24 protein-coding genes are annotated in these 24,239 nt (G+C 55.4%); 5 read left to right on the plus strand and 19 right to left on the minus strand.

Annotated features, from left to right (window positions below; all coding sequences use genetic code 11):
• Positions 1 to 3 precede the first annotated feature (3 nt).
• The 8 genes from lptC to pdhA form a co-directional block, all read right to left on the minus strand.
• On the minus strand, positions 4 to 591 hold the full coding sequence (gene lptC, locus DNI29_RS00185) for an LPS export ABC transporter periplasmic protein LptC (RefSeq protein WP_110976058.1): 588 nt from the start codon (positions 589 to 591) through the stop codon (positions 4 to 6).
• A 6-nt stretch (positions 592 to 597) separates the two neighbouring features.
• Positions 598 to 1,950: a BamG family beta-barrel-assembly machinery protein gene (bamG, locus tag DNI29_RS00190; protein WP_110976059.1), complete on the minus strand. Its 1,353-nt coding sequence runs from the start codon at positions 1,948 to 1,950 to the stop codon at positions 598 to 600.
• On the minus strand, positions 1,937 to 2,680 hold the full coding sequence (locus tag DNI29_RS00195) for a type III pantothenate kinase (RefSeq protein WP_110976060.1): 744 nt from the start codon (positions 2,678 to 2,680) through the stop codon (positions 1,937 to 1,939). The genes bamG and DNI29_RS00195 overlap by 14 nt, the downstream gene beginning before the upstream one ends.
• A 159-nt stretch (positions 2,681 to 2,839) precedes the next feature.
• The gene (locus DNI29_RS00200) at positions 2,840 to 4,648 is read right to left on the minus strand and encodes a pseudouridine synthase (protein WP_110976061.1); all 1,809 of its coding nucleotides are present in this window, start codon (positions 4,646 to 4,648) and stop codon (positions 2,840 to 2,842) included.
• Between the two features lie 170 nt (positions 4,649 to 4,818).
• Positions 4,819 to 5,202 (minus strand): TraR/DksA family transcriptional regulator, encoded by a 384-nt coding sequence (locus DNI29_RS00205; RefSeq protein ID WP_110976062.1) that lies wholly within the window; start codon positions 5,200 to 5,202, stop codon positions 4,819 to 4,821.
• 279 nt (positions 5,203 to 5,481) lie between these two features.
• On the minus strand, positions 5,482 to 5,958 hold the full coding sequence (gene ribH / locus DNI29_RS00210) for a 6,7-dimethyl-8-ribityllumazine synthase (RefSeq protein WP_110976063.1): 477 nt from the start codon (positions 5,956 to 5,958) through the stop codon (positions 5,482 to 5,484).
• Positions 5,959 to 6,116: 158 nt separating this feature from the next.
• A complete protein-coding gene (locus DNI29_RS00215; RefSeq protein ID WP_110976064.1) occupies positions 6,117 to 6,899 on the minus strand; it encodes a tetratricopeptide repeat protein in 783 nt (260 codons plus the stop codon).
• 51 nt (positions 6,900 to 6,950) lie between these two features.
• Positions 6,951 to 8,126 (minus strand): pyruvate dehydrogenase (acetyl-transferring) E1 component subunit alpha, encoded by a 1,176-nt coding sequence (gene pdhA, locus DNI29_RS00220; RefSeq protein ID WP_110976065.1) that lies wholly within the window; start codon positions 8,124 to 8,126, stop codon positions 6,951 to 6,953.
• Between the two features lie 68 nt (positions 8,127 to 8,194).
• Here pdhA and recF point away from each other — a divergent pair, with 68 nt between their 5' ends.
• The gene (gene recF, locus DNI29_RS00225) at positions 8,195 to 9,307 is read left to right on the plus strand and encodes a DNA replication/repair protein RecF (protein WP_110977239.1); all 1,113 of its coding nucleotides are present in this window, start codon (positions 8,195 to 8,197) and stop codon (positions 9,305 to 9,307) included.
• 65 nt (positions 9,308 to 9,372) lie between these two features.
• Positions 9,373 to 9,696, plus strand: coding sequence for a DciA family protein (locus DNI29_RS00230; protein WP_110976066.1), 324 nt, complete (start codon positions 9,373 to 9,375; stop codon positions 9,694 to 9,696).
• A gap of 529 nt (positions 9,697 to 10,225) precedes the next feature.
• On the opposite strand, the gene DNI29_RS00235 is transcribed toward DNI29_RS00230, so the two are convergent.
• The 3 genes from DNI29_RS00235 to DNI29_RS00245 form a co-directional block, all read right to left on the minus strand.
• On the minus strand, positions 10,226 to 10,801 hold the full coding sequence (locus DNI29_RS00235; RefSeq protein WP_110976067.1) for an acyl-CoA thioesterase: 576 nt from the start codon (positions 10,799 to 10,801) through the stop codon (positions 10,226 to 10,228).
• A 218-nt stretch (positions 10,802 to 11,019) separates the two neighbouring features.
• A complete protein-coding gene (locus DNI29_RS00240; protein WP_110976068.1) occupies positions 11,020 to 11,418 on the minus strand; it encodes a helix-turn-helix domain-containing protein in 399 nt (132 codons plus the stop codon).
• Between the two features lie 337 nt (positions 11,419 to 11,755).
• Entirely contained in the window at positions 11,756 to 12,583 is an 828-nt protein-coding gene (locus tag DNI29_RS00245) for a glycerophosphodiester phosphodiesterase family protein (protein ID WP_110976069.1), read from the minus strand.
• A 157-nt stretch (positions 12,584 to 12,740) separates the two neighbouring features.
• Here DNI29_RS00245 and DNI29_RS00250 point away from each other — a divergent pair, with 157 nt between their 5' ends.
• A complete protein-coding gene (locus tag DNI29_RS00250) occupies positions 12,741 to 13,361 on the plus strand; it encodes a DUF2939 domain-containing protein (RefSeq protein ID WP_110976070.1) in 621 nt (206 codons plus the stop codon).
• A 78-nt stretch (positions 13,362 to 13,439) separates the two neighbouring features.
• On the opposite strand, the gene DNI29_RS00255 is transcribed toward DNI29_RS00250, so the two are convergent.
• The 3 genes from DNI29_RS00255 to DNI29_RS00265 form a co-directional block, all read right to left on the minus strand.
• Entirely contained in the window at positions 13,440 to 13,715 is a 276-nt protein-coding gene (locus DNI29_RS00255; protein WP_162303458.1) for a PLD nuclease N-terminal domain-containing protein, read from the minus strand.
• A 112-nt stretch (positions 13,716 to 13,827) separates the two neighbouring features.
• Complete coding sequence (locus tag DNI29_RS00260; protein ID WP_438834622.1) at positions 13,828 to 14,457, minus strand: rhomboid family intramembrane serine protease; 630 nt, start codon at positions 14,455 to 14,457, stop codon at positions 13,828 to 13,830.
• Positions 14,458 to 14,489: 32 nt separating this feature from the next.
• Positions 14,490 to 15,461 carry a polyprenyl synthetase family protein gene (locus DNI29_RS00265; RefSeq protein ID WP_110976072.1) on the minus strand — a complete coding sequence of 324 codons (972 nt, stop codon included), beginning with the start codon at positions 15,459 to 15,461 and terminating at the stop codon, positions 14,490 to 14,492.
• 462 nt (positions 15,462 to 15,923) lie between these two features.
• Between DNI29_RS00265 and DNI29_RS00270 the strand changes: the two genes are divergently transcribed.
• On the plus strand, positions 15,924 to 16,097 hold the full coding sequence (locus DNI29_RS00270; protein WP_162303459.1) for an energy transducer TonB family protein: 174 nt from the start codon (positions 15,924 to 15,926) through the stop codon (positions 16,095 to 16,097).
• Between the two features lie 149 nt (positions 16,098 to 16,246).
• Here the strand turns inward: DNI29_RS00270 and rnr are convergent, their stop codons facing one another.
• From rnr to DNI29_RS00285, 3 genes are all read right to left on the minus strand, one after another.
• Complete coding sequence (rnr, locus tag DNI29_RS00275) at positions 16,247 to 18,787, minus strand: ribonuclease R (protein WP_110976074.1); 2,541 nt, start codon at positions 18,785 to 18,787, stop codon at positions 16,247 to 16,249.
• Positions 18,788 to 18,959: 172 nt separating this feature from the next.
• Entirely contained in the window at positions 18,960 to 19,706 is a 747-nt protein-coding gene (locus tag DNI29_RS00280) for an ATP-grasp domain-containing protein (RefSeq protein ID WP_110976075.1), read from the minus strand.
• A 23-nt stretch (positions 19,707 to 19,729) separates the two neighbouring features.
• Positions 19,730 to 21,724: an ABC transporter ATP-binding protein gene (locus DNI29_RS00285; RefSeq protein WP_110976076.1), complete on the minus strand. Its 1,995-nt coding sequence runs from the start codon at positions 21,722 to 21,724 to the stop codon at positions 19,730 to 19,732.
• Positions 21,725 to 21,943: 219 nt separating this feature from the next.
• Between DNI29_RS00285 and DNI29_RS00290 the strand changes: the two genes are divergently transcribed.
• Positions 21,944 to 22,930 (plus strand): aldo/keto reductase, encoded by a 987-nt coding sequence (locus DNI29_RS00290; protein ID WP_110976077.1) that lies wholly within the window; start codon positions 21,944 to 21,946, stop codon positions 22,928 to 22,930.
• On the opposite strand, the gene DNI29_RS00295 is transcribed toward DNI29_RS00290, so the two are convergent.
• Positions 22,918 to 23,307 (minus strand): DUF7831 domain-containing protein, encoded by a 390-nt coding sequence (locus DNI29_RS00295; RefSeq protein ID WP_110976078.1) that lies wholly within the window; start codon positions 23,305 to 23,307, stop codon positions 22,918 to 22,920. The two genes, DNI29_RS00290 and DNI29_RS00295, sit on opposite strands and share 13 nt — an antisense overlap.
• A 135-nt stretch (positions 23,308 to 23,442) precedes the next feature.
• On the minus strand, positions 23,443 to 24,102 hold the full coding sequence (locus DNI29_RS00300; RefSeq protein WP_110976079.1) for a lipoprotein signal peptidase: 660 nt from the start codon (positions 24,100 to 24,102) through the stop codon (positions 23,443 to 23,445).
• Positions 24,103 to 24,239 lie beyond the last annotated feature (137 nt).

The raw sequence follows: 24,239 nt of genomic DNA on the forward strand, positions 1-24,239 counted from the left end.
TAATTAGCGGGTGGTACCGGAGGCAGGGGTAGTAGTTGGCGCGTTTTGCAAGGTGAACACACCCGTGGGCGTCAGGATGCTGTAGAATGAGAAATCCTGGTTGGCCGTCAGCCCGCGTCCGGTCAGGACTTCGGTGGGGGTAGTAACCCGGATTTCCGTTTCCTTCTTGGTGTAGATAGAAGCCTTCGTCTGGTCGTAGAAGGCTTCTTCCGTGTTCATGGTCTGCTGCTTGGGCACGTTGGTTACGCGCACGTTCCCCCGCAGCGTGTAAAGGTTTTTGACTTTCTCGTAGAGGCCGTAGTTACCGTCAATGGTGTTGACGACCGTTTGCCCGTCCTTATCTAGAAAGGTGATTTTCACCCCTTTCGGATAAATCTGATTGCCGTTCTCGAAATCCTGGCGAAGCGCGGAAGTAAGCCGAATGCGCAGCTTAGCCGAGTCGCTCATAATCATGAGCAAGTTCTCGGTTTCCATGGTTGGCCCCGTATAGATAGTCTTCTTTACAGCTACCTCCTCTTGCTTGCCGCACCCAACCAGGAAACTAACCAGCAGGCCAGCTAGCATCAGACGTCGAACACAGCCCGTTTTCATGCTACGCTACTGAATACGCCGCTTGATAAACCAACGGTTGTTTAGCGTCACGCCCAACTGCATACGCACGTAATCTTCCTTTACGTTGCGCTCCACTGTGCCGCCAGATTCCTGAAGCACATCGGTGTTGCCGCGCTGCCCATACACAAAGCCTAGGCTGATGGTGGTAGCATCGAGGGGGGTAGCAGTGGGTAGCGGGAAAGCAAAGCCCCAGCTCACGGCCCGATCATAGAGGGTGTTGCCGCCGGGACGGTAGGGCAGCTGAGCAACGCTCAGGCCGGCCCGGTAAGTCACGCGCTTGAAGTAGCTATCCACCGAACTTGCGTCGGGGGTAATTTCTCCACCTACGGCAGCCCGGTACGTGTCGCTAAGCGGAATGCCGGCACTCCCCCCCTGCTCTCCGAAAGCTCGGAACTGTGACCATTGCTGACGAGTGCCTTCTAGACTCAGGCTCCAGCTACGGTTGTTGTCGAGGCTGATGCCAATCTGGGTCAGGCTGGGTACCCGTGCCTTGCCAGTAGCATCTACCTCCAGGGCAGTTAGTGAGGTTTGCACTCCTTCGTCATCCTGCCGGATCAAGCTTAGGCTTCGCTCCCCGTTCAGGTTTGAGCGGAAGCTGTAAGTGCCGCCCAGGTTATAGTTGAGCTTATCACTGAACTTACCGCGGTAGTGAGCCCCGGCCCGAAACGTGAAGTCAGAGTAGTGAATGTGCTGCTGATAAATATCCCGTGAGGCTGATTCCAGCTGGGCTACGGAATTAGCCAGGCGTGTCTGGGCTTCCTGGTCGATGCTACCGAACACGTAGCCTACCGATACCCCAGCCGTGAGGCCTTTCGTCAGGCGTACGCCGTGGCTCATATAGGCTTCGGCTAGCCCACCGCTTCCGGTGTACCTCTTCTCCACGAAGGCTGTTGGGTCGCCGGCGACGCTGTTATCCACCGTAGTCGATTCGTAATCGACGGAGCTGTATGGCTTCAGCCCAATTGCTGCTCCCCACCGGCGGTTGATGGGCAGGGCCAATGCCAGATAGCTCAAGTTAGCGGAACCCGTGCGCTGGCTGCTTACATTGTTGCGCAAGGTCTTGAATTGCGCGCTGTACCCTCCCTCAAACGTAGTTCGAGCAGTGTAGTAAAGCAGGGCCGGGTTGATTTCGTTGACGTTTACGCTGTTGGGAGCAGCCACTCCAATGCCTCCCATGCCTAGCTGCCGCACGCCGCCAGCATTCAGGCTGGCATCGCCCAGGCCCAGGCGCGAATAAGGCGAGTTGCCAAGGCCCTGCCCCATTACGGCAGGCGACGCTACCAGCAGGCCCAGCAGCGAAAGACCACCGGCTAGGCCGGTGAAGTTAGGTTGAGACATGGTGTACTAAAATTCGATGGAGCCCAATCAGCACGAGCTCTGGAATAACAAAGATAGGTCCTTTCAGCCGGGTGCGGAAAAAAGCGGCATCACCGCCGGCTAGTACAGTTGCTAGGTCAGGAAGCCGAGCATGATAGGCAGCCAGCAAGCCCTCCACTTCCGCCACGGCTCCGTTTACTACCCCACTCCGGATAGCCGACTCCGTATCGGTGCCAGTTAGAGGAACAGAGGCCGCTACATCCGTCAGGTGGTCTACTAACGGCAACCTACCAGTAAACGTATGCAATGCCCGGAACCGCATAGCCAGCCCTGGCGCAATGCTGCCTCCTTGGAAGGTGCTGTCGGCGGTAACTAGGTCGCACTTAATTGCAGTGCCCGCATCCACGATTACCACATTACGGCCCGGCAGTAGCCATGCTACCCCTACAGCCGCGGCCAGCCGGTCGGCACCCAGGGTGTGTGGGGTGGCGTAAGCGTTGTCGATGGGTAGCGGGGTAGTAGCCGGCACAAACTCCAGCACCCTACCCCTCACCACTTCCCGAAGGCTATTAGCCCAGCCAGAGGTGGGCTCGGCCACGGAAGCTACAACGGCGTGCTCGGGCTGCCACCGCTTCAATACCGCACGAACCTGCTCTGGCGTTTGGCCCGCCGCCGATGCCACTAGTGCATCGGCCTCGAAGCAACCGTACTTAACGGCTGTGTTACCAATATCAAGGGCTAAGGTGCGCACCTAACGGATGAGGGTAAAATGGTGAAAGGTGAAGTTGAGAAAAGTGAAGCGCTCAGAAAAGAAAGTCAACCATAGTATTGGTCAACGCCTCCTCTCTTGCTATTTCACCTCTCACAACTTCACCTTGAAGAGCCAACCACCATGCGGCGGGTTGCGTGCTTACATGAAATACTTCAGACGAATAACTTCTTTCTCCGTGAGGAAGCGCCATTTGCCACGGGGCAGGTCCTTTTTGGTCAGGCCTGCGTACTGTACCCGGTCCAGGGTTACCACATCATAGCCAAGGTGCTCGAAGATGCGGCGCACGATGCGGTTACGGCCAATGTGAATTTCTACACCCACAAAGTGCGGGTTGCCAGCCACTACGGCCACATCGTCCACCTCAGCTTTGCCATCTTCCAGCTCCACGCCTTCGGCAATCTGCCGCAGGTGGTCTTCCGTTAGGGGCTTGTCGAGCTCCACCTGGTAGATTTTTTTGTTGCGGTGCGAAGGGTGCGAAAGTTTCTGAGCTACCTCGCCATCATTGGTGAACAGCAACAGACCGGTTGTATTGCGGTCCAGGCGCCCCACAGGGAATACCCGCTCTTTGGAAGCGCTTTTCACCAACTCCATCACCGTGCGGCGGCCTTCCGGATCATCCGTCGTCGTGATATAATCCTTGGGCTTGTTGAGCAACACGTACACCAGCTTCTCACGGTTGAGGTTGGTCTTGCCGTATTGCACCGTATCGGAGGGCTGCACCTTGTAGCCCATTTCCGTTACTACCTGGCCATTCACCTTAATTTCACCAGCCGCAATCAGCGCATCGGCTTCCCGACGCGAGCAAATGCCAGCATTGGCAATGTAGCGGTTCAGGCGTACCTCGTCGCTGGCCAAGTCGTCTTCCTCGCGGCGACGCTTGTTGCCACGGGTTTTATCTTCCTCGTAGAACTTGAGATTCTTGTAGTCGGGGGCCTCGCCAGCTACTTCGCCATACTTGCGCTTACCGGCTTGGTTAGACTCAGGAGCTTGCTTGCCGCGGCCTACAAACTCGTCGTGTGCGCGTTTAGGGCGCTCCTCAAACGAGCGGCCTTCCCGGGGTGCCGGGCGGAATCCGCCGGGGCGCTCTTCGCGTGAGCGGCTTTCGCGCTTATCGCCACCAAAGCTGCCCGGACGAGCCGTGCGCTTCTCCCCGAAGCTACCACCACCAAAGCCCCCTTCCCGACGCTCACCGCCAAATCCACCTGGCTTGCGGCTGCTAAACTCGCGGCGCTCATTACGCTCATTGCTACCCTCGAAGTCACGGCCAATCCGGCGCTCTTCCCGACGGTTTTCGTTGCGTTCCGTTGGCAGATCATCGGGGCGGCCCCGGTAATCGAAAGGACGGGCGGGCCGTACTTCCCGCTCGCCGTTGGCACCGAAGTCGCGGCGGGTAGGAGTCTCGCGGGCTTCACGCGGGCGGAATCCTTCCGGACGCGGTTCATCCTGCTGGTTGGGGTTTTGCTTAACGAATTTCCGGTTCCGCTCGCCCGGCAATCCGCGCGGCACGGCGGGCTTGCCCTCTTGGCTATAGGGTTGCCCCTGCCATGACTTCTTAGGCTCAAATGGGCGTACCGGACGCTCATCGCGGCGGTTGTCCTCCTCAAACCGACGGCCACCGCTACGCTGCCCAAACCCACCAGGACGGCCTTCACCACCTCGGTTGTAGCCGGCACCGGCCGAGCTACCTTTCTTGAAGCTACCAAAGTTGCCTACTCCACTAAACTTCTTAGCCGGGGTAAAGCTGCCGCTGGCCGGACGGCCAAAACCAGACCGCTCATTGCCGCGAGCATCATCATTGCCCCCAAAACGAGGAGCGCCCCCGCCGGCGCGGTCATCGCGGCTGCGGCCGGGTTGCGAGAATTTACGGAAGCCGTCGGGCCCGTTGGAGTTGCCGGTTGAGCGGCCACGGCGGCCGGGCGTATCGCCGGAGAAGTGTTTCTTGCCCATATGGAAGAAGCGTGCGTGCCGTATCGCTACGGTACAGTGGTAAAAATCAGAAAAATGATTCAGCAGGCCCATAACCACGGCCTCCTGAAAACAGTGCCCGGACCAGCAACCCAGCGCCGCCGTAGCGGGTGCCAGTCACAAGTCCGGGCAGGTAAGCAGGCTACTGCGAGCTAGTCGCGGCGGGCCATTTTGGCTTCAATCGAGTGCTGCGTATGAGGTACTGCACGCAGGCGCTCCTTCGGGATGAGCTTGCCGGTACCAATGCACACCCCATAGGTGCCATTCTTAATACGAATCAGAGCGTTTTCGAGCTGCTGAATAAACTTCATCTGGCGCGAAGCCAGCTGGTTCAGGCTCTCCTTCTCAGCCGTATCGGCTCCGTCCTCCAGCACCTTCGAAGAAGACGCCGTGTTATCGGTACCCGAATCGTTTTTACGGCTCAGCGTTTCTTTGATGAACGCCACTTCCTTACGGGCTGCGGTGAGCTTATCCTGAATGATTTGCTCAAACTCCGCCAGTTCTTCCCTGGAATAGCGTAGGGATTCTTCACTCATGTTGGTGCAGGGAGAGGTTAATAAAGAATGGTGATTGGCTAGGTTGCTGGCACCGACTTCTACAAAGAACCAGCAGTTATGGCCCAACAGCGGCTCACACGAATAAGTTTACCTTACAGCGTACTCACGCAGCCCAGCATACTACCGGCCCCCAGAGACATCCGTTGACCAAGCATTTTCGGGCGCAAAGCTACGGTTTTGTCCGCTAATGAGCACGGTATCATCCCTGTGGGCTTTACGGCGAACCTTGCTACCCGGTAAGCTCGGCCTTACTCCTGGTTAGAACCCCAACATATGAATAGCGGCCACTGCACCTTCTACCCCTTTGTTGCCATGCTTCCCACCGGCCCGGTCCCAGGCTTGCTCCAGGGTATTGGTAGTTACTAACCCAAAGATTACGGGCTTGTTGAATTTCAGCCCAACGTTGGTGATACCGCTAGCCACGGCATGGCAGATATAATCGTCGTGCTTGGTTTCACCTTTTATAACCACGCCTAAGCAAATGACTGCGTCAATTTCCTCGTGCTGCGCCAGCAGCTGAGCACCTAAGGTTAGCTCAAAGCTACCAGGTACTGTATTACGAAAAATATTCTCGGGCTTAGCACCGTGCTTAATCAGCGTATCATACGCACCGCGGGCTAGGGTATCGGTAATTTCCCGGTTCCACTCGGCTACTACTAGCCCAAAGCGCTTGTCGGAAATGTCGATAAAGTTATCGGAAGTATAGTCGCTCAGGTTTTTGAGGGAGGTAGCCATAAAGGGTGGTGCAGGTTGAGAAACGAAATGATGTGTGGACAAAGGTAGTGTCCTTCAGCACTTCGCCTACCCCCTACTCCTTGCACAAACTGACATAAGGTTGTAAAACAAAAAGGACGGGCTAGCCCGTCCTTTTTGTTTTGATTGCATGCTGATGATTACTTGCCAGCTAACGCTTCTGCCCGAGCTTTGTACTGCTTGGCTTCAGTTGCTTCGGCCGAAGCAGGATAGTCCGTCAGGATTTTGTTGTAGGCTGCTACGGCTCCGTCGTTGTCCTTAGCCAGCTCACGGGCCGTGGCCTCTTTCAGCAGGTAGCCCGGCGAAAAGTACTCGTTGGCGTTGTAATTGGCCGCCTTGTTGTAGAAGTCGGCTGCTTCCTTGGGCTGGTTCAGTTCCAAATGAGCGTCGCCGAGCAACGAGTAGGCACGGGCCTGTACTAGATAGTCATCGGAGCTGAAATCCTCGAGGTAGTCGATGGCCTGCTTGTACTGTCCTTGCTTGAGGGAAGCTACCCCAGCGTAGAAGTTGGCCAGATTACCGGCAGCTGTACCGCTGTACTCTGAAGCCACGCGCTCCAAGCCCAGGTTTCGGCCGTCGCCTTTCATTGCCTTTTGTAAGGAGTCGGCTTCCCAGTAGTTTACTGCCGGGAATAAAGCTGCCTGCCCTTTGCTATCCTGTGAGCCGCGCCACAGGTAGTAGCCAATACCGCCAGCTACAGCCAGCACCACTACGGCCAGCAAGCCCAGCAACACGCTCTTGTTACGGCGCAGGAAGTCTTCCGAGTTTGCTAGGCGTACGGCTAGCGCATCAGGGTCTTCCAGCAACGGATGCTCAGGGTTGTAGGCTTCTGCTGGCTGCAACGGATCGGTGGAGGTTACCACGCGCTGCGTTTGCTGCTGGCGGGCCTGTTGGCTTTTACCTGTGAAAGGAATCTTCGACATGAGAATTACGCAAAAAGGAGGCCGCTAACGACCTGGTAAGCTCCCGCAATATTAGTCGCGGATGTAGGGGTAGTCCTGTTGCACGTACACATCCTTGTACAGCTCGTCGGCTGTAGGGAAGGGTGAGTTTTCGGCAAACTCCACTGACTCCTGCACCTGGGCTTTAATTTTCTCGTCGATGGCGCTGAGGTCTTCCTCAGTAGCCATGTTGTGGGTCAGAATGGTGTGGCGTACGGCTTCAATAGAGTCGCGGGAACGGTAGTCCTCCAGTTCTTCCTTGGTGCGGTACTTAGCCGGGTCGCTCATGGAGTGACCTTTGTAACGATATGTTTTAAACTCCAGGAAGGTGGGGCCTTCTCCGGCGCGGGCACGCTCAGCAGCACGGGCTACTGCGTTGTGCACGTCTTCCACATTCATGGCATTAACCGGCTCCGATGGCATGTCGTAGCCTTCGCCCAGCGTGTACAGCTCGGTTACGTTCGAGGTACGCTGTACGGAGGTACCCATGGCGTAGCCGTTGTTCTCTACCACGAAGATTACGGGTAGCTTCCACAACATGGCCATGTTGAATGCTTCGTGCAAAGCGCCTTGACGCACGGCACCATCGCCCATGTAGCAGATGCACAGGTTGCCGGTCTTGTTATACTTCTCGGCAAAAGCAATGCCGGCACCTAGGGGCACCTGGCCGCCCACAATGCCGTGGCCACCGATGAAGTTTACGTTCTTGTCAAAGATGTGCATCGAGCCACCTTTGCCTTTCGAGCAGCCGGTAGCTTTTGCATACAGCTCGGCCATAATAGCATTGGGTGAGGTACCCAGAGCCAAGGGGTGAGCGTGGTCACGGTAGGCCGTAATCCACTTATCGTCCTTCGTCAGGGCCGATACGGCTCCGGCTACGCAGGCCTCTTGGCCAATGTAGAGGTGGCAGAACCCTTTGATTTTTTGCTGACCATAAAGCTGACCAGCCTTTTCCTCAAACTTGCGCATGAGCTGCATCTGCTCATACCACTGCAAGTAGGTCTCTTTCGGAAATTCCGGTTGAGCCGGAGTGGTTGCCTTGGGGGCACCCGTAGCCTGCTCCGCCTCCACATTGGTTGGGGGCAATACCGGATCGGGCTGTTTTACCGTATCGGTAGCAGCCTTGCCTTTGGGGGTAGCTTTCGGGGCCGACGATTTTTTCGTCGAATTGGAAGCCTTAGAGGCACCCTTTACTTTCGTCTCCGCCATCTTGCTTTCGGTTGTTCGCGTTTGGGATGCGAAAGTACGTAAAAGGATTGCAATTCCGAACCCCGCGCATGATACTCGAAAGCCTGCATTTACTGTTCTTTAAAAACTACGAGGAAGCCAACATAGGCTTATCGGCGCACATCAATTGCTTCATCGGCGACAACGGCAGTGGCAAGACAAATCTGCTGGATGCCATTCACTACCTCTCCCTCACGAAGAGTGCTTTCACTTCCTCAGACGTAAACAGCATCAAGCAGGGCGCGGAGTTCTTCGTAGTTAAAGGACGCTTTAGCTCCTCTTCGGAAGATAAGCCCGAGACAATTCAGTGCAGCCTACGCTTGGGGCAGAAGAAAACGCTAACTCATAATAAGCAGCCTTACGAGCGTGTTTCGGACCACATTGGCCGCTACCCCGTGGTACTTATATCTCCTTACGACACGGACCTTATCCGACAGGGTAGTGAGGAGCGCCGGAAGTATTTCGACAGCCTTATCTCTCAGCTCGACCATGAATACCTGGAAAGGCTGATTCGCTACACGCACTTACTTAAGCAGCGCAACTCTTTATTAAAGCTAGCCGCCGACCGACAGGCAGGCTATGACCGAGACTACCTACTGGTGCTGGATGAGCAGTTGGCTCCGCTCGGCGAGCAACTAGTTCAGCGCCGCCAGCAGTTCCTAACAGAGTTCGAGCCGGTTTTTCAGCGGCACTACGAGCAGCTGGCCGATGCGCGTGAACAAGTAACCCTTGTATATAAAAGTGAGCTACCTGAAGCTGACTTTCTGAAGCTGTTACGCTTACAGGAACGTAAGGACCTAAGCCTGCAGCGTACTACCATCGGCCCCCACCGCGACGACGTTACTTTCCTGATGGATGGCATGGCAGTTAAAGGCTACGGGTCACAAGGGCAGCAGAAGTCGTTTGCCATTGCCCTCAAGCTGGCGCAGTTCGAGATACTAGCCCACCATAAACAGCAAAAGCCCCTTCTGCTACTCGATGACATTTTTGATCGTCTAGATGAGAAGCGCATCACCCGCCTAATGCAGCTGGTAGCTAATCATACCTTCGGTCAGATTTTCCTAACCGATACGCACCTAGAGCGCACTGATAAAGTGCTAGCTGCTTTGTCGGATGATATTCGTCGTTTCCGGGTAGAAACTGGCACTGTCACGCCACTTTAGGAATAGTAGGTGGTACCTTTACCGCAGGAAGCAACAAGCTTGTTGCTCGCGCGTTAAGTAACAAAATGGCTCTTAAAAAACCCTTCTCTTCCGAAAATTCCCGTCAGTCTGATATTGTTCCACTGAAGGATGGGATTACGGCTTTGCTTCGCGCCTACCGGCTGCAAGGCAAGCTGAATGAAGTGACGGTGGTTGCGAGTTGGGAGCGAATCATGGGTAAGGCTGTAGCCATGAAAACTCAGCAGGTGTACGTGAGCAACAGTAAGCTTTTCGTGCGCTTGTCTTCCGCTCCGCTCAAGCATGAGTTGGTGATGGCCAAGACCAGGGTGCTAGAACTTATAAACGCGGAGGTTGGAGTTGATGTGGTAAAGGAGGTCGTATTCCTTTAGTCCTTTCTGCCTTCCATCACTCTTGTTAGCCTCCTTCATCAGGTGCTAGCGTGTACAGTTATGTCCATAAGCCAGGGTATAACCTGTGCAGTATATAAGTGGGGCCACTACTTTAATTATACCTGCTGATCACTAGATAACCGACGCATGTATTTGCGTAAGCTTTTTCTGCCATTTAGGAGCATGTCCGGCGCGGTGCCCTTTGGCCTGTCTAAGCTCAAAAGTAGGTATTCCAGATCCGCCCATTTACGAGCTACTTTGTGCCGGCTGCTAGTACGGTATGATAGCGCCTCCGGATTATATCTTAAGGATGCATGATCCTTATGTGGAGCGACAGCAGTCATTTGTTCCGTAAGCAGATTTCCTGCTCATCGGCATATACTTCCTACCCCCTATCAACGAGGAGTCTTAGTAAAGAATCCATGAGCTTTAGGCAGCAGGTATATTCCCATAGCTCCTACCCAATAGCAACCATGTTTCGGGATTGATAACAGAAGTGGTTGGATACGACTTCTCTTTTACTGCTTTTTCAGTAGCTGATTTCGCACCGTTCCTTCTCCAACATGTGCAAGTCCTGCGCTACAGTCAGGCGGGTGCGGGCATTATCAAACTCTTGACTGTTCCGTTCCTTTACCTCCCGGCGCTTGATGGCTTCCAGAAATCGGCGGGTATCCTCGGCCGTTTCCAGACGCAACCCTGGCACTTGGGTAGGCCGGCCATTATCATCCTTAGCCACCATCGTGAAGTAGCACGTATTGGTGTGCTTCACGGTGCCTGTTCTTACATCTTCAGCAGTCACCTTGATGCCGACTAGCAAGGAAGTTCTTCCTACGTAGTTTACCGAAGCAAGCAACGAAACCAGCTCGCCTACCTCGACTGGCTGAAGGAAGTTCACCCCGTCAACGCTTACCGTGACGCAATAGGTACCGGCGTGTTTGGAGGCCGCTGCGTAGGCGACCTTGTCCATCAGGGAAAGCAGAATCCCTCCGTGAATCTTCCCTCCAAAATTAGCATAGGACGGAATCATCAACTCCGTTAGGGTTACCCGTGAATAGGACACCGGTCGGAAGTCAGGAAGGCTAGGTGTTGGTGTTTGGGCAGTCATAACTGGCGGTCAAATTTACCTCCAAGATATGGCGTATGCCGCAGTCAATATTATCCTCTCTCCTACCCCCTCTTAACGCGCTAAGCCAAGTCAGCGCTTACGCTACACTACCTCACACTAGTGTATATGCACCTTTACAGAGAAATGTACTTGTTCAGCCTCTTAAAGCCGGTTGCTTACTCTACCGAAACAAAAATGTTTCACGTGGAACAAGCTTGTTACTTAGGGCCATACACCTTTAAGAGTAACTCATTGTACGCCTCCAAAAGCGCGATATACTTCTGCTGAAGCGCCAGAAGCTGTTTTGTAGGATCAGAATCTGTAACAGCAACAGGTGTAGTACGGTGTGTTACACTTCTCTCCGGCTGATGTGTTACAGGTTGTGTAACAGCGTAAGATGTAAAGGGTAACGTCGCCTGATGATCCACTGTAAAATCTTGTGAGAAATCATGTGATATTACATCTCCCACTTTTTTTACAAATCCGTAGTCAAGTGTTTCTTCTTTGAATTTACGGTAGATAGTCGGACGTGTAATACCCAGTTCTTCCACGATACGTGTAATTGATATTCCGCTGTTTTTAATGGCTTCCTGCAGGATTTCGCCTTGATGTGACATAGTACGAACAGTGTAAGAGCGTAAGATTGTAAATATAAGAATGTGTTACGTGTACGCAAAGTCATTACTCCGGTTTACACTTGAACAGTGACACATTACAGACACATTCGTTACAGTTACAAGTGTTACACGTTACATACAAAACAGATATTGCCTGATGTTACAATACACTTCATTACACATTGGTATAACGAAGTGTGTAAAGCACCTTGTACACACTTATCGTAGTAGCTTTCCAGCACAAGTGTCATCGCCCATAACCTCACAGTATTTTACATGCTAGCTGCAGGCATCCATTACCCTTGGCTAGTACGGTTCCAGAAGAACTTATCGGTCGTTACAGCACCCGTAGAGAGGCGAGCCGGTCTGGATAATCGGTAGTAATACCTTGGGGTCGGAAGGCTAGAATCCGGCTCAAGTCGGCGGTATCGTTCACCGTCCAGGGAACAAATGAGATGCCTGCTGCTCGTAGCCCGGCAACCACATCGGGCGTCAACAAACGGAAGTATGGACCATATACCTGGGGTAGGAAACCAAGCTCCGCCAGATGTGTGGCCAGTGATATTTCATCTTCTACTAAGAGGCACAGAGGTAAGGTGGGAGCAACCTGCCGGGCAACCTGGAGCACTCGCTTGTCGAAGCAAAGCAGAGTAGTTCGGGGCATGATTTGCAGGGCCTGCAACTCGTCGAGTACCAAGCTCAGAAACCGGGTAGGCTCAGGGTGGAATACATGGTCGCCGTCTGGAGTACTCTTTAACTCTATGCTAAACCGCACGGGTTTCCGACCTATGATCTGGGCTTGAGCATCGAGGGTTTGGACTACCTCACGCAGCAGCGGTTTGTAGGCAGGTTCAAGTGCCTGATGGGGGTAGTGTGGGTGCGGCGTGGTGCCGCAGTCGTACTGCCGGATAAGTGAGTAAGGCAGCTTATATAGGTTGTGCAACGCTTGCTCTGCTGGCACAATGGGTTCGCCGGATGGAGTGCGACAAATAGCCGCCGACATCCACGGCTCGTGGGAAACAACAACCTGGCTATCGGCGGATATTACTACGTCTAGCTCTATTACATCAACTCCTAAAGTCAAGGCGTGCACAAAGGCCGGCAACGTGTTTTCAGGGCGAAGTCCCCGGCAGCCCCGGTGCCCATGTATCTCAGGAAATAGCATAAACAGATTTGTGTGGTGAACGGCTAGCGAACAGTGAGCAAAGCCGAAGGCGGGCCTGAAGCCCCTACCCCATACCAACTACGCAAGGCCACTCAGGAGCCGACAAAATCTGTTCTATTTTTACTTCCGTACCGATTCTCTTCGCCTTTACCCTACTATGAAAAAAGTACTCTTAACTCTTCTTATTGGCTTGGCTCTCGGGGGCTACCTCTATTATCGTCAGCTTTCCACAGGCCCCGAGTACTCCTTGATGCAGGCGGCCAAGGCTGTGCACGACCACGACCCAGCTGCCTTTGAGCGCTACGTAGATGTGAGCAGCGTCACGAATAGCCTCGTTGATGACGTAACGGAACAGAGCTCAATGCTGGGCATGCTCAACCCTGGAGGCTTTGCTATGAAGGGCGCTTTACGCTTGCTGAAACCCCAGATAGCCAAGGCAGCTCGGCAAGAGGTGCAGCGCTACGTAGAGACCGGCTCGGTAGAGGCTGCCGTAGCGGATGCTTCTAAGCAGGTGGTCAACGTTTCGTTGCTGGGGTTAGCCGGAAAAGTAGTTAGCAAGGATAGCCAGTTTAAAGGCATCAAATACACTAAAGAGGAAGGCGAGCAAGCCTTGGTTGGGCTGGAGTTTACCCAACCTCGCTACGATACTACCCTCGTGCTGGAAGTAAAGATGCTCAACAAGGGTGACTACTGGCAGGCCACAGAAATCACCAACACAACCGATATCCTGAAGCACGTAACCCGCATGGAGAAGCAGCACTTGCTAGGCGGGCAATAAGCCTGAATATCCGCACAAGAAAAAGCCCCGATGCTCACGGCGAGCATCGAGGCTTTTTCTTGTGCGAACAGGTAGTAACTACCTGTCTTTACCGAAGAGCAGGAAGGCAAGGGAGCCAAGGAAGGGGAAGAAGAAAATGATCAGACCCCAGATAAGTTTCTTGCCCAACGACCAAGGCTGCTGAAACAAACGGTACAGAGCATATACCGCCAGAATTAAGTGGATAACACCAGCCGTGGTAAGCGAACCATCAGCATTGCGGGTACGGCCGCAGCTGCTTAATGCAAAAGAGATGAGAAGCGCTAGGACGCCAGTTACAGAGAGTTGGCGGAAAGGAGCAACAAGCTTATTCATGGTGCAGGGAAGTGTGTAGAATGGTGGAGAGTATGCCGTTCTGTACGCACACTGCCTGAAATGGATATTATCTGCAACCATGAATACATTCAACTACCTGTATATCAATTCATTAATTGATAAAATCACGGATTCTCTCCCAGAAAAGCGGGCCTATTTTTGGTATCAGTATGATAGTCAACACGATACCGTATAGGGCGCCGTAGAAGTGGGCATCATGGTTGATATTATCACCCCGGCGCCGGCCCATGTAGTAGGAGTACGCCAGGTAAAGGAACCCGAAGATGAAGCCGGGAATAGGAATGGGAATTGGGAAGATGCGGATACCGGCGGTAGGGTTAAACAGAATAGCCGAAAAGACTACGGACGCTACCCCACCCGAGGCCCCAAGGCTCCGGTAGTCGGGGTCGTCGCGGTGCCGCAGGTAGGTAGGAATATCAGACAGAATGATGCCGCCCAGGTACAATAGCAGGAAGTAGAGCAGCCCTGCGGTAGGTCCGAAGACCGCAAAGAAGACAGTTTCAACAATGCGGCTGAAGGAGTAAAACGCCAGCATGTTGAAAAGCAGGTGCCCAAAGTCGGCGTGCAGAAACCCGGAGGTAATGAAGCGGTAGTAGTCGTGGTTACGCTTGACCCGGTAGGGAGATAGAATCCAGCTGTCGAGCAGCGCTTCATTAGACCATGCGTAGAGGGAGATGCCCACCGTAAGCACGGTCAGCACCAGGGTAGGAGAAATTTCCATGAGCCTGAAAAAAATCAAGAAGAAGAGAAAGGCTACTGCTCGCGTTCCATGAGCTGAAGTGCGAGCTGACGCAGCGGTTTTTTACGCATTTCGGGGGCCTCTACGCGTTCCAAATGCTGCAAGGCATCTAGGAAATAGTCGTTGATGAGTGCTTCCGTCTGAGGACGTATTTCGAGCTCGTCGTATATGGTTCGCACGGCTTGCACCTTGGCATCGGCATCAATGACGGGTTGGCCGATGTGTTGAGCCAACGTGGTGCGCTGTGCTTCGCTGGCCTGGGCTTGGGCCGTGAGCAGGAGGTAGGTCTTTTTGTCGCTGAGAATGTCGCCGCCCACGCGCTTGCCGAAGGTGGCCGCGTCGCCGTACACATCCAGCAGGTCGTCGCGCAACTGAAAGGCTACCCCAATGCCTACACCAAACTGCCGCAGGTGGTCAGCATCTGCGCGCGAAGCACCGCCGAGCAGGGCTCCTAATTCGAGCGCAAAGCCCAGTAGCACGGCCGTCTTCAGCCGAATCATATCGAGGTACTGGTCGATGCTGACCTCGGTTTCTGTCTCGAAGTTCATGTCCCACTGCTGCCCCTCACAGACTTCAGCTGCGGTTTGGGAGAAGCGGCGCAGCACGTGGGGTAGCAACTCGGCGGGTACATCGAGGAACAGCTCATAGGCCCGTACCAGCATCACGTCGCCGCTCAGGATGGCTACATTGGGGTTCCACTTTTCGTGCACGGTGGCCTGGCCGCGGCGCAGGGGAGCCTGGTCCATTAGGTCGTCGTGGAGCAGGGTGAAGTTGTGGAATACCTCGGTGGCCAGGGCCGGCTTCAGGGCGGGCTCCAGCTCATCGGTGAAAACGTAGGCGCCTAGCAAAGTCAGGAGGGGCCGAATCCGCTTGCCACCGAGGGCCATGATGTAACGAATGGGCTCGTAGAGGGCCACTGGTTCTTCGCCATAACGAAGCTGAGCGAGGCCGGTATTGATGCGGTCAGTGAGTTGGGACAGATCCACGGAATGAGGTGAAAGTTCAGAAGGGAAAGGTACGGAAGAGTACGGGAGCAGGTGATGGGTAGGAAGGTGATGATGTGAGCAGATAACAGGGGCGCAGGGGCAAGTTGTTATCTTCAGCAACCAGCCTACCTCCGGCATCCGTCATAAGACTTGCGCACTCCTATGTTGTTCTATGCTGTATGCTTCTGCCGGCCGCAGCAGTTGCCCAGAACTCCTACAACTGGTGGGCCTCCCGGCCGCCGGCACCCGTCACCGCCCCGCCACGCCCGGCCCGCACACCTTCCGTTTCCGTGCCCGCCCCAATAGCCTCCGACTCACTTCTGCTAACCAGTGGCGGCTACCTCTACGTGGAGCAGGTACCGATATTTCCGGGCGACCAAGAAGCTCTTCTAAAGGTCATCCGGAAAACGCTGAAGCGCCCATCTGGCCCCCGGCAGCACGGCCGGGTACTAGTATCTGGTCGTGCAGACCTCAGGTGCAGTAACGGACGTGCAAGTAGCACCAGGGCACGGTATCAATGCCGCCTACGGTGCGGCCGCCGTCGAGTGCATCCGTCGCCTACCCCGGTTTGAACCCGGAAAGCGCAACGGCAAAACCATTGATACTGCCCTAACGCTGCCAGTCGTATTTCCCTGAGTTGGCCGACCAACCCAGGCACGATATACCTTAGCAAAAAGCCCCTGCTCTCACATCGGACAGCAGGGGCATTTTCATATATCAGAAGGCAGCTCATTGATCAGGACGAAGGACTTTACGCCTTGCCATAATACGGCTGGTTGGTGGGCTTACCGGCGGCGCTTGCTCTCGCCTCCGGGGCGGCCACCTTTGCCGCTTTTGCTACCCCCGCCGCTCCGCTCGGGGCGGTAACCGCGGCGGCTTTCGCGGTGGGCGTCGCGCTCCTCCCGCTCCCGGTTTTTCACCGAGTCGGGACGGTTGTCCACCAGCTCGAAGTCGATGGTGCGGTCCAGCAGGTTGGCCGATTTTACCACTACCTGCATCTCATCGCCGAACTGGATGATGCGCTTGCTGCGCTGCCCTACCAGGCGGTAGTTGTCCTTATCCAGTTCGAAGAAGTCGCCGGGAATGTCGGCTACGCGCACCATGCCTTCGCACTTGTTCTCCTCGATTTCTACGTAGAGCCCCCACTCTGTCAGGCCCGACACCACGCCCGTGAACGTGTCGCCGATGCGGTCCTGCAGGAACTCCACCTGCTTGTATTTGATGCTGGCGCGCTCGGCATTGGCGGCCAGCTTTTCGCGCTCCGAGGAGTGCTTGCACTCTTCCTCAATAGGCTCTACCTCCACGTTCTTGCCGCCCTCCAGGTAGTGTTCCAGCAGACGGTGGGCCATCATATCGGGGTAGCGACGGATGGGCGAGGTGAAGTGCGAATAGTGGTCGAAGGCGAGGCCGAAGTGCCCGCGCGGATCGGTGGTGTAGGTAGCCTTGGCCATGGTCCGGATGGCTAGCGTCTGGATGACGTTTTGCTCCGGCCGACCCACTACCTCACTGCTCAAATCGTTTAGCTCCGAGCTCAGCTTCTTCGGGTTCGAGAGGTCGAGCTGGTGGCCAAACTTCTGGGCGAAGAGGGCGAAGTTCTGCAGGCGCTCCTCGTCGGGAGCGTCGTGCACGCGGTACACCATCGTGAAGCGGGGCTTCCGATTCTTGAGCTTGAACACGAACTCGGCCACCTTGCGGTTAGCCAGTAGCATGAACTCCTCAATCATCTTGTGGGCATCCTTGCGCTCCTTCACATACACGTACAGCGGCTTGCCTTGCTCGTCCAGCTTGAACTTCACCTCCTGGGTTTCGAAGCTGATGGCGCCCTGCTTGAAGCGGGCCGCGCAGAGCTTCTTGGCGATGTCGTTCATCAGCACGATTTCCTGGGCATAGTCACCTTCGCCGGATTCAATGCGCTCCTGAGCTTCTTCGTAAGCAAAGCGGCGGTCGGAGTGGATGATGGTTTTGCCAAACCAGGAGTTGTAGAGCTTACCCTTCTCATCAAGCTCAAACACGGCCGAGAAAGTCAGCTTGTCCTCGTGAGGGCGTAGGGAGCAGAGGCCGTTGCTGAGGCGCTCGGGCAGCATGGGAATCACGCGGTCCACGAGGTAGACGGAGGTAGCACGGTAGCGGGCCTCTTTTTCCAGGGCCATGCCGGGGCGCACATAGTGCGTTACATCGGCAATGTGTACCCCAATTTCCCAGTGCCCGTTTTCGAGCTGCTGGATAGAAAGAGCATCATCGAAGTCCTTGGCGTCGGCGGGGTCGATGGTGAAGGTGGTGATGTTGCGGAAGTCGCGGCGACGCTCAATCTCGCTTTGCGGAATCTCCATCGGAATGCTTTCCGACTCCTCCTCTACCTCAGCGGGGAACTCAAACGGCAGCCCGAACTCGGCCATGATGGCGTTGATTTCGGCCTCGTTTTCGCCGGCTTTCCCGAAGCTGCGCACCACTTCACCCACGGGCAAATGGCCGGCATCATTCTCCGGAAACTCGTTGATGCGCACCAGTACTTTCTCGCCGTGGTTGGCACCGTTCAGCTTCTCGTAAGGCACAAACACATCGAAGTAGACCTTGCGGTTGTCGGGCTTCACAAAGCCGATGCCGCCCTGCATGTGCAGGCGCCCTACCAACTCCGGACGCACCCGGTTCACTACCTCTACCACGTCGCCGACGGGGCGACCGTCGCGGGAGCCGCGCAGGCGCAGGCGCACTGTGTCGCCGTGCATGGCAAACTTCAGCCGGTCGGTAAAGACGCGCACGTCCTGCTCGCTTTCCTCCGAGATGACGAAGGCGTACTTATCGGTAGCCAGTGCTACGGTGCCCGTAATAGTTTCGCCACCGCTCTGCTCGTGCCGGCCCCGGCGGGGCGTGGTCGGGTCATCGGCATTAGGGAAGTCGAAGCCCGCTTCCCGCCGACGGTGCACCACAGGGTCCTGACCAAACTCTGTTTCTACCGGCCGGCCACCACCACGGTTCATGCCTGCGAAGGGCTCCCGCTCATTGCGGCGCGTTTTGCGACCCCCAGCAGGTTCGGTGACGGCCTGGGCAGCGGCGGCATCCGTCAGGCGGTAATCGTCGTTCTGGAGCAGGGTAAGCAGGCCCGTTTTCTTGAGGCTTTTCAAGTGTTCGAAAACGTCTTCGCGCTGCTCCTTGGTCGTCACACCAAGGCGACGGGAAAGCTGGCGGTAGGAGAAGACTTTGCCTGGGTTGTCGCGGAAGATGCGAAACACAAGGTCTTTGGAAATGGGGGCCGCGGCGGCATTAGTGCCACGGGCTGCCTTCGCGCGAGGGGCGCGGGGGGCGGCGGATTCGTCTTTTTCTTTCATGTAGAAAAGGGGCCGCCAGTGGTTGTCTTTTTCGCAGGCGGCGGGGTTGAATGAGGGAGAAACTAGTAGTACTACGCGGTTTCTCAGGTAAAGTAATCCAGCCCGGAGCCGGGCTTCAGAAAGATGATACGGAATATATCGGGAAATAACTATTTCTAGTCGAAAAAGGAGGTTACGCTTGGGTTGCGTCGGCCAGGGCACTCAGCACCGTACGGCCAAAACCGGCTACGTCCCATTCCTTAAGGTCGGACACTTGTCCGTCGCCTACCTCCACAATGATTGGATATCCAGCTGCGGTAAAGGCTACATCCAAACTACAGAACAAACGTGAGCGGAGCTGAAAAAGTGCCGGCTGTAACTGATTAGGCAGCGAGGTTCCTTCGGCGCCATACGCGGTACCAGCTACCACGAAATAACGACGTTCGGAGGCGGGCTGAAGCTTGATGTACTGCCGCACGAACAGCAACTCGTCGCTCGGTACCCCGTGTTTACGCAGCAGCTCCTGACACTCCATCGCCGAAGCTACCTCCGAGTCGGGGCCGAACGATTTCACGAGTCCCTTCACAAAATAGCGCTGGCCTGCAGAGAAGTCGGGCGGGCTGCCAGCAGGTTGAAACGTGCTGGCAAAAGTGAATTCCTGAATGGCCTCGTACCAGCCGGAAGCCAAGTGTGATGATAGATAAGCCCCGCGGCTAACCAGCAATGGTGATACCTGCTCCAGTAGCTTATACTCTGACTCCGCCAGCATCCAGCCCCGATACAAAGCTGGGGCGCCCGGAGCTTGGGTCCAGACCCGAATGGTTTCTATATCGAACAGCCCAACGGCAAAGCCAGCTGCCGCGGCCCAGCTATACTCAGGCTCCCAGAGAGGGTCAATTGTTCGAGGTTCGTAGGGCAGGGAGGGGTAGAGAAGGTGCATGCTTAAAGATGCACACTTCCCTCCTACGCCCTACTTGCCACGGCGGCCCGAATGTCGGCGGGCTCGTCTTTTGGAATGGCAGCCAGCAACTGCCGGGTATACTCGTGCTGGGGGTTGGCGTAGAGCTCGGCCGCCGGGCCGCTTTCCACAATTTTTCCCTGACGCATCACCAGCAGCCGGTCGCTCATGAAGCGGGCCACTGACAGGTCGTGGGTGATGAAAAGGTAGGTGATGCCGAACTCACGCTTCAGGTCATTGAGCAGGTTGAGCACCTGAGCCTGCACTGATACATCGAGGGCTGACACGGATTCGTCGCAGATGATGCACTTGGGCTGCAAGGCCAGGGCACGGGCAATGCAGATGCGCTGGCGCTGGCCTCCGCTGAATTCGTGGGGGTAGCGCAGGTAGTGCTCATCGCGCAGACCTACGGTGCGAAGTAGCTCCAGCACTTTGTCCTTCTGTTGCTGCTTGGTGCCGCCTACCCCGTGCACCTGCATGGGCTCCCGAATGGCTTCGCCCACGGTCATCATAGGATTGAGGGCGGCGTAAGGGTCCTGGAACACCATCTGAAATTCGCGGCGCTTGCGGCGCAACTGGTCAGCCGGCAACGTGGCCAAGTCAACCCCCTCGAACAGGATGCTACCCGAGGTGGGCTCTACCAACCGGAGCAACGTCCGGCCCAGCGTGGTTTTGCCGCAGCCCGACTCCCCCACCAGCCCCACCGTTTCGCCGGGGTAAATATCGAAGCTCACTCCATCCACGGCCCGCACAAATTCCTTGGTCCGGTTAAAGAAGCCCTTACGAATGGGGAAGTGTACGTTGAGGTTCTCTACCTGCAGCAACGGAACCGAACCGGTACGTGGCAAAGACTGCCTTACTCCAGCTTTTTCAGAAGAACCAGACACAGCATCTTCTGCTACCTGCTCTGTAGGCAAACTACCTTCTTTCTGATCTGCAACCAATAACAAGGGCTGACCTGATTCCGCGCCTGGGGCAGTTTCCAGCCCGAAATGTGGTTCCACAAGGCGTGAAACAGGATGTTCCACGGGGAACGTTTTGGTGATTTCAACGCCGTTTTGAGAGGTTAAAGTATTTCTTTCACCTGCAACACCCTCAACTACTTGCGTAGCACCAGTTTCAGTAGCAATAAAGCCCCCATCGGCCGTTTCACGCATGAAATCGGCTACTACAGGTAATTTTTTTCGCCCTACTGAAAGTTTTGGCCGACAAGCCAGCAGCCCCTTAGTGTATGGGTGCTGAGGGTTGGTGAAAATATCCAGGACGGTGCCCTGCTCCACTACCCGGCCGCGGTACATCACCAGGATATGGTCGGCTATTTCGGCTACTACTCCTAGGTCGTGGGTGATGAAGATAATAGCCGTGTTATGCTGGCGCCGCAGGTCGTCGATGAGGCGGAGCATGCGCGCTTGCACCGTTACGTCGAGGGCGGTAGTAGGCTCGTCGGCAATAAGAATGGCAGGGTTGCAGGCCATAGCCATGGCAATCATCACGCGCTGCTTCTGGCCTCCGCTAATTTCGTGGGGGTAGCTGCTAAAGATTTTTTCGGGGCGCGGGAGCTGGGCCATTGTGAACAGCTCCACGGTACGGGCCGCCGCTTCTTTCTCAGTGAGCGTAGTGTGCAGGCGCAGAGCTTCCACTACCTGGCTGCCGCACGTGTACACGGGGTTCAGGGATGTCATGGGCTCTTGAAAAATCATGCTGATGTCGTTGCCCCGGACGCGCTGCAGCTGCTCGTCGGTGAGCTGGAGCAGATCTACCTCCCCTAGCGCTTCCGATTGAAACCGCGCCTCGCCGGAGGTAATTTGGCCGGGCGGTAACGGAATCAGCCCCATCAAGGCCAGCGACGTCACGGATTTTCCCGAGCCCGACTCGCCTACAATTGCCAGCGTTTCACCCCGCCGCAGGTCGAAGGAGATATCCGCCACGGCCCGCGTGTTGCCGCGGTGGCTGGCAAAATCGATGGTCAGGTTGCGGACGGACAGAATGGGCTGAGACACGGCGACGGAAAGCGAGGCGGAAAAAAGTAAAGATAGGCAGGCCGGCAGTAGCTTGCGGCGGTCATTTGGCGTACACGGATACTGTCATTATGAGCGGAGCGCAGAATATGGTTAGCTGCTAAAGAACCGTTGTCGGTTACTTCAGATTCCTCGCTCTGCTCACAGTGGCCCCCTACCCCCTACCCCTAACAAAACCGTTTAACCTACTTCCTTACCCCCATGCACTACCGCAAACTTGGCAAAACCGGCTTCAATGTTTCTGAAATCAGCCTTGGCACTTGGCAGGTGGGAGGCAAATGGGGTGACCCATTCAGCCATGAAACCGCCGATTCTATCCTGAACGCTGCTGTTGACAGTGGCATCAACTTCATTGACACGGCCGATGTGTACGGCGACGGAGAAAGTGAAAAGGCAGTGGGCCGATTAGTACGCAGCCGCTCCGAGCGGGTGTACGTGGCCACCAAGTGCGGCCGCCAACTGCAGCCTCACGTTAATGAAGCCTACCAGCCCGAAGCGCTCCGCAAGTTCGTGGAAGCTAGCCTGCGCAACATGCAGCTCGAAACCCTCGATCTGATTCAGCTGCACTGCCCGCCCACGGAGGTGTACTACCGCCCCGAAATTTTCGAGCTGTTTGACCGGCTGAAGGATGAAGGTAAAATCTTGAACCTGGGCGTGAGCGTGGAGAAGGTAGAAGAAGGACTTAAGGCCCTTACGTTTTCCAACGTGACCACCATCCAGCTAATCTTCAACATGTTTCGGCAGCGCCCAACTGAGTTGTTGTTTCAGGAGGCCAAGCGCCACGACGTGGGACTGATTGTGCGCGTACCCCTGGCAAGCGGCCTGCTCACGGGCAAATTCTCGCGCGAAACCACCTTCTCGCCCGACGACCACCGCCAGTTTAACCGCAACGGTGAAGCTTTCGACAAAGGCGAGACCTTCTCGGGCGTGGATTATGAAACCGGCCTAGCCGCCGTGGAGGAGCTGAAAAAGATATTCCCCGACCAGCCCAACCTGGCTCCTGTGGCTTTACGCTGGGTACTTATGTTTGATGAGGTAAGCTGCGTAATTCCGGGCGCTTCTAAGCCCAGCCAGCTTGAATCAAACCTTCAGGCCGCTGAGCTGCCCGCCCTTACCGCTGAACAAATGCAGGCCGTACGCAGCGTCTATGAGCAGCGCATCAAGCCGTTGGTACATCAGGTTTGGTAAGGGTGTTCTAAGCTTTCCAGGGCGTGCTGTAGGTAGGCAAACGTTTGGGGTGCTCGTTGCTGAAGCTGAGCTAACCCGGTACCTAACCCATCTTCCGGCAACACGATAGTTCCTCCAGCAGCTAAATGATGCCGTACAGGAGCAAGATCTTCGTCAATCATTCGGCAATTTTCCGTTAGCGTTTCATCCGACCAGAAGTCTGCGGCTTGCAAGCGCGGGCGTCGTTTAGTTCGAATTCCTATAGCATTCGGTTCGCCGCGCATCTCAATAGCCTGTCCGCCTAAGCCGCGGCGCTCTTCGTTGTCGCCAAATAGATAAAGTACATCAGGATGAGTCTGTAAATCGGCTCGGTAAATTCTTTTCTGTTTGATAATCATAGAAACCTAACGCTTGAAGGGGAAGCGGAGCTACGTCCGAAGTACGCCCGGAAGTTATACCCAAGGGCCGACTGCAAAAAAAGACCCGCTGGAATAATCCAGCGGGTCTTTTTACTTCCTAGGCAACGACGTATCCTAAGCCACTTCCGAAGCCTCCGCGTCGCGGCGGGCTTGGGCGGCCGCGGGGTCGTCGGCGGCTACTGGGTGGGCTTGCTCTAGGTGCTGCCCATAGAAGCGGTTCTGGAAAATCAGGATTAGGGCTACCCCCACAAAAATGGCCGAGTCGGCAATATTGAAGATCGGCCAGAGGGAAATATGCGAGCCTCCTACCAGCGGCCAGGAGCTGGGCAGAATGCCTTCGTAAATGTCCACATACAGCATGTCAATGACTTGCCCGTGCAACCAAGGGGTAGGCGCATCGAATGGGGCATTGTTGTAAATGACGCCGTAGAAAATGGAGTCTACAAGGTTGCCAATGGCCCCGCCTAAAATCATGGCGATGCAGATGATCAGGCCATTAGGTGCGTGTTGTTTCCAGAGACGGTAAATGTAGTAGCTGATGCCCGTAACGGCTACTAGGCGGAACAGGGTGAGCAGCACTTTGCCGTACGGCGGCGGCAGCTCTACCCCAAAGGCCATGCCTGGGTTTAGCGTGTAGTGTAGCTTAAACCAGTCGCCAAACACAGGAATTTCGCCGGGCATTCCCATGGGCATATAGCGGTGTACGGCCCACTTCGAGAGCTGATCAACAACAATGACCAGTAAGGCCACGAGGTAGTATTTCCAGTACTTCATAAGCACAAAGTGACGCAGAATTTTTGACTCCGCTATGTGGCGTCCCACTGTAGCATCCGCGTCGTTGGTATATGTTCTGAGGTTGCTTTTGTGCCGATACAAACCCGTTTTTCAAGAATTTGTGCGGCGTTGTGCCA

Source organism: Hymenobacter sediminis (genome assembly GCF_003231285.1).
Classification (GTDB): Bacteria; Bacteroidota; Bacteroidia; order Cytophagales; family Hymenobacteraceae; genus Hymenobacter; species Hymenobacter sediminis.

Excerpts from the sequence above, each read along its gene's own strand:
- lptC (WP_110976058.1), bottom strand. The coding sequence starts at position 591 with ATGAAAACGGGCTGTGTTCGACGTCTGATGCTAGCTGGCCTGCTGGTT.
- bamG (WP_110976059.1), bottom strand. The coding sequence starts at position 1,950 with ATGTCTCAACCTAACTTCACCGGCCTAGCCGGTGGTCTTTCGCTGCTG.
- DNI29_RS00200 (WP_110976061.1), bottom strand. The coding sequence starts at position 4,648 with ATGGGCAAGAAACACTTCTCCGGCGATACGCCCGGCCGCCGTGGCCGC.
- DNI29_RS00205 (WP_110976062.1), bottom strand. The coding sequence starts at position 5,202 with ATGAGTGAAGAATCCCTACGCTATTCCAGGGAAGAACTGGCGGAGTTT.
- ribH (WP_110976063.1), bottom strand. The coding sequence starts at position 5,958 with ATGGCTACCTCCCTCAAAAACCTGAGCGACTATACTTCCGATAACTTT.
- DNI29_RS00215 (WP_110976064.1), bottom strand. The coding sequence starts at position 6,899 with ATGTCGAAGATTCCTTTCACAGGTAAAAGCCAACAGGCCCGCCAGCAG.
- pdhA (WP_110976065.1), bottom strand. The coding sequence starts at position 8,126 with ATGGCGGAGACGAAAGTAAAGGGTGCCTCTAAGGCTTCCAATTCGACG.
- recF (WP_110977239.1), top strand. The coding sequence starts at position 8,195 with ATGATACTCGAAAGCCTGCATTTACTGTTCTTTAAAAACTACGAGGAA.
- DNI29_RS00230 (WP_110976066.1), top strand. The coding sequence starts at position 9,373 with ATGGCTCTTAAAAAACCCTTCTCTTCCGAAAATTCCCGTCAGTCTGAT.
- DNI29_RS00235 (WP_110976067.1), bottom strand. The coding sequence starts at position 10,801 with ATGACTGCCCAAACACCAACACCTAGCCTTCCTGACTTCCGACCGGTG.
- DNI29_RS00240 (WP_110976068.1), bottom strand. The coding sequence starts at position 11,418 with ATGTCACATCAAGGCGAAATCCTGCAGGAAGCCATTAAAAACAGCGGA.
- DNI29_RS00245 (WP_110976069.1), bottom strand. The coding sequence starts at position 12,583 with ATGCTATTTCCTGAGATACATGGGCACCGGGGCTGCCGGGGACTTCGC.
- DNI29_RS00250 (WP_110976070.1), top strand. The coding sequence starts at position 12,741 with ATGAAAAAAGTACTCTTAACTCTTCTTATTGGCTTGGCTCTCGGGGGC.
- DNI29_RS00255 (WP_162303458.1), bottom strand. The coding sequence starts at position 13,715 with ATGAATAAGCTTGTTGCTCCTTTCCGCCAACTCTCTGTAACTGGCGTC.
- DNI29_RS00260 (WP_438834622.1), bottom strand. The coding sequence starts at position 14,457 with ATGGAAATTTCTCCTACCCTGGTGCTGACCGTGCTTACGGTGGGCATC.
- rnr (WP_110976074.1), bottom strand. The coding sequence starts at position 18,787 with ATGAAAGAAAAAGACGAATCCGCCGCCCCCCGCGCCCCTCGCGCGAAG.
- DNI29_RS00280 (WP_110976075.1), bottom strand. The coding sequence starts at position 19,706 with ATGCACCTTCTCTACCCCTCCCTGCCCTACGAACCTCGAACAATTGAC.
- DNI29_RS00290 (WP_110976077.1), top strand. The coding sequence starts at position 21,944 with ATGCACTACCGCAAACTTGGCAAAACCGGCTTCAATGTTTCTGAAATC.
- DNI29_RS00295 (WP_110976078.1), bottom strand. The coding sequence starts at position 23,307 with ATGATTATCAAACAGAAAAGAATTTACCGAGCCGATTTACAGACTCAT.
- DNI29_RS00300 (WP_110976079.1), bottom strand. The coding sequence starts at position 24,102 with ATGAAGTACTGGAAATACTACCTCGTGGCCTTACTGGTCATTGTTGTT.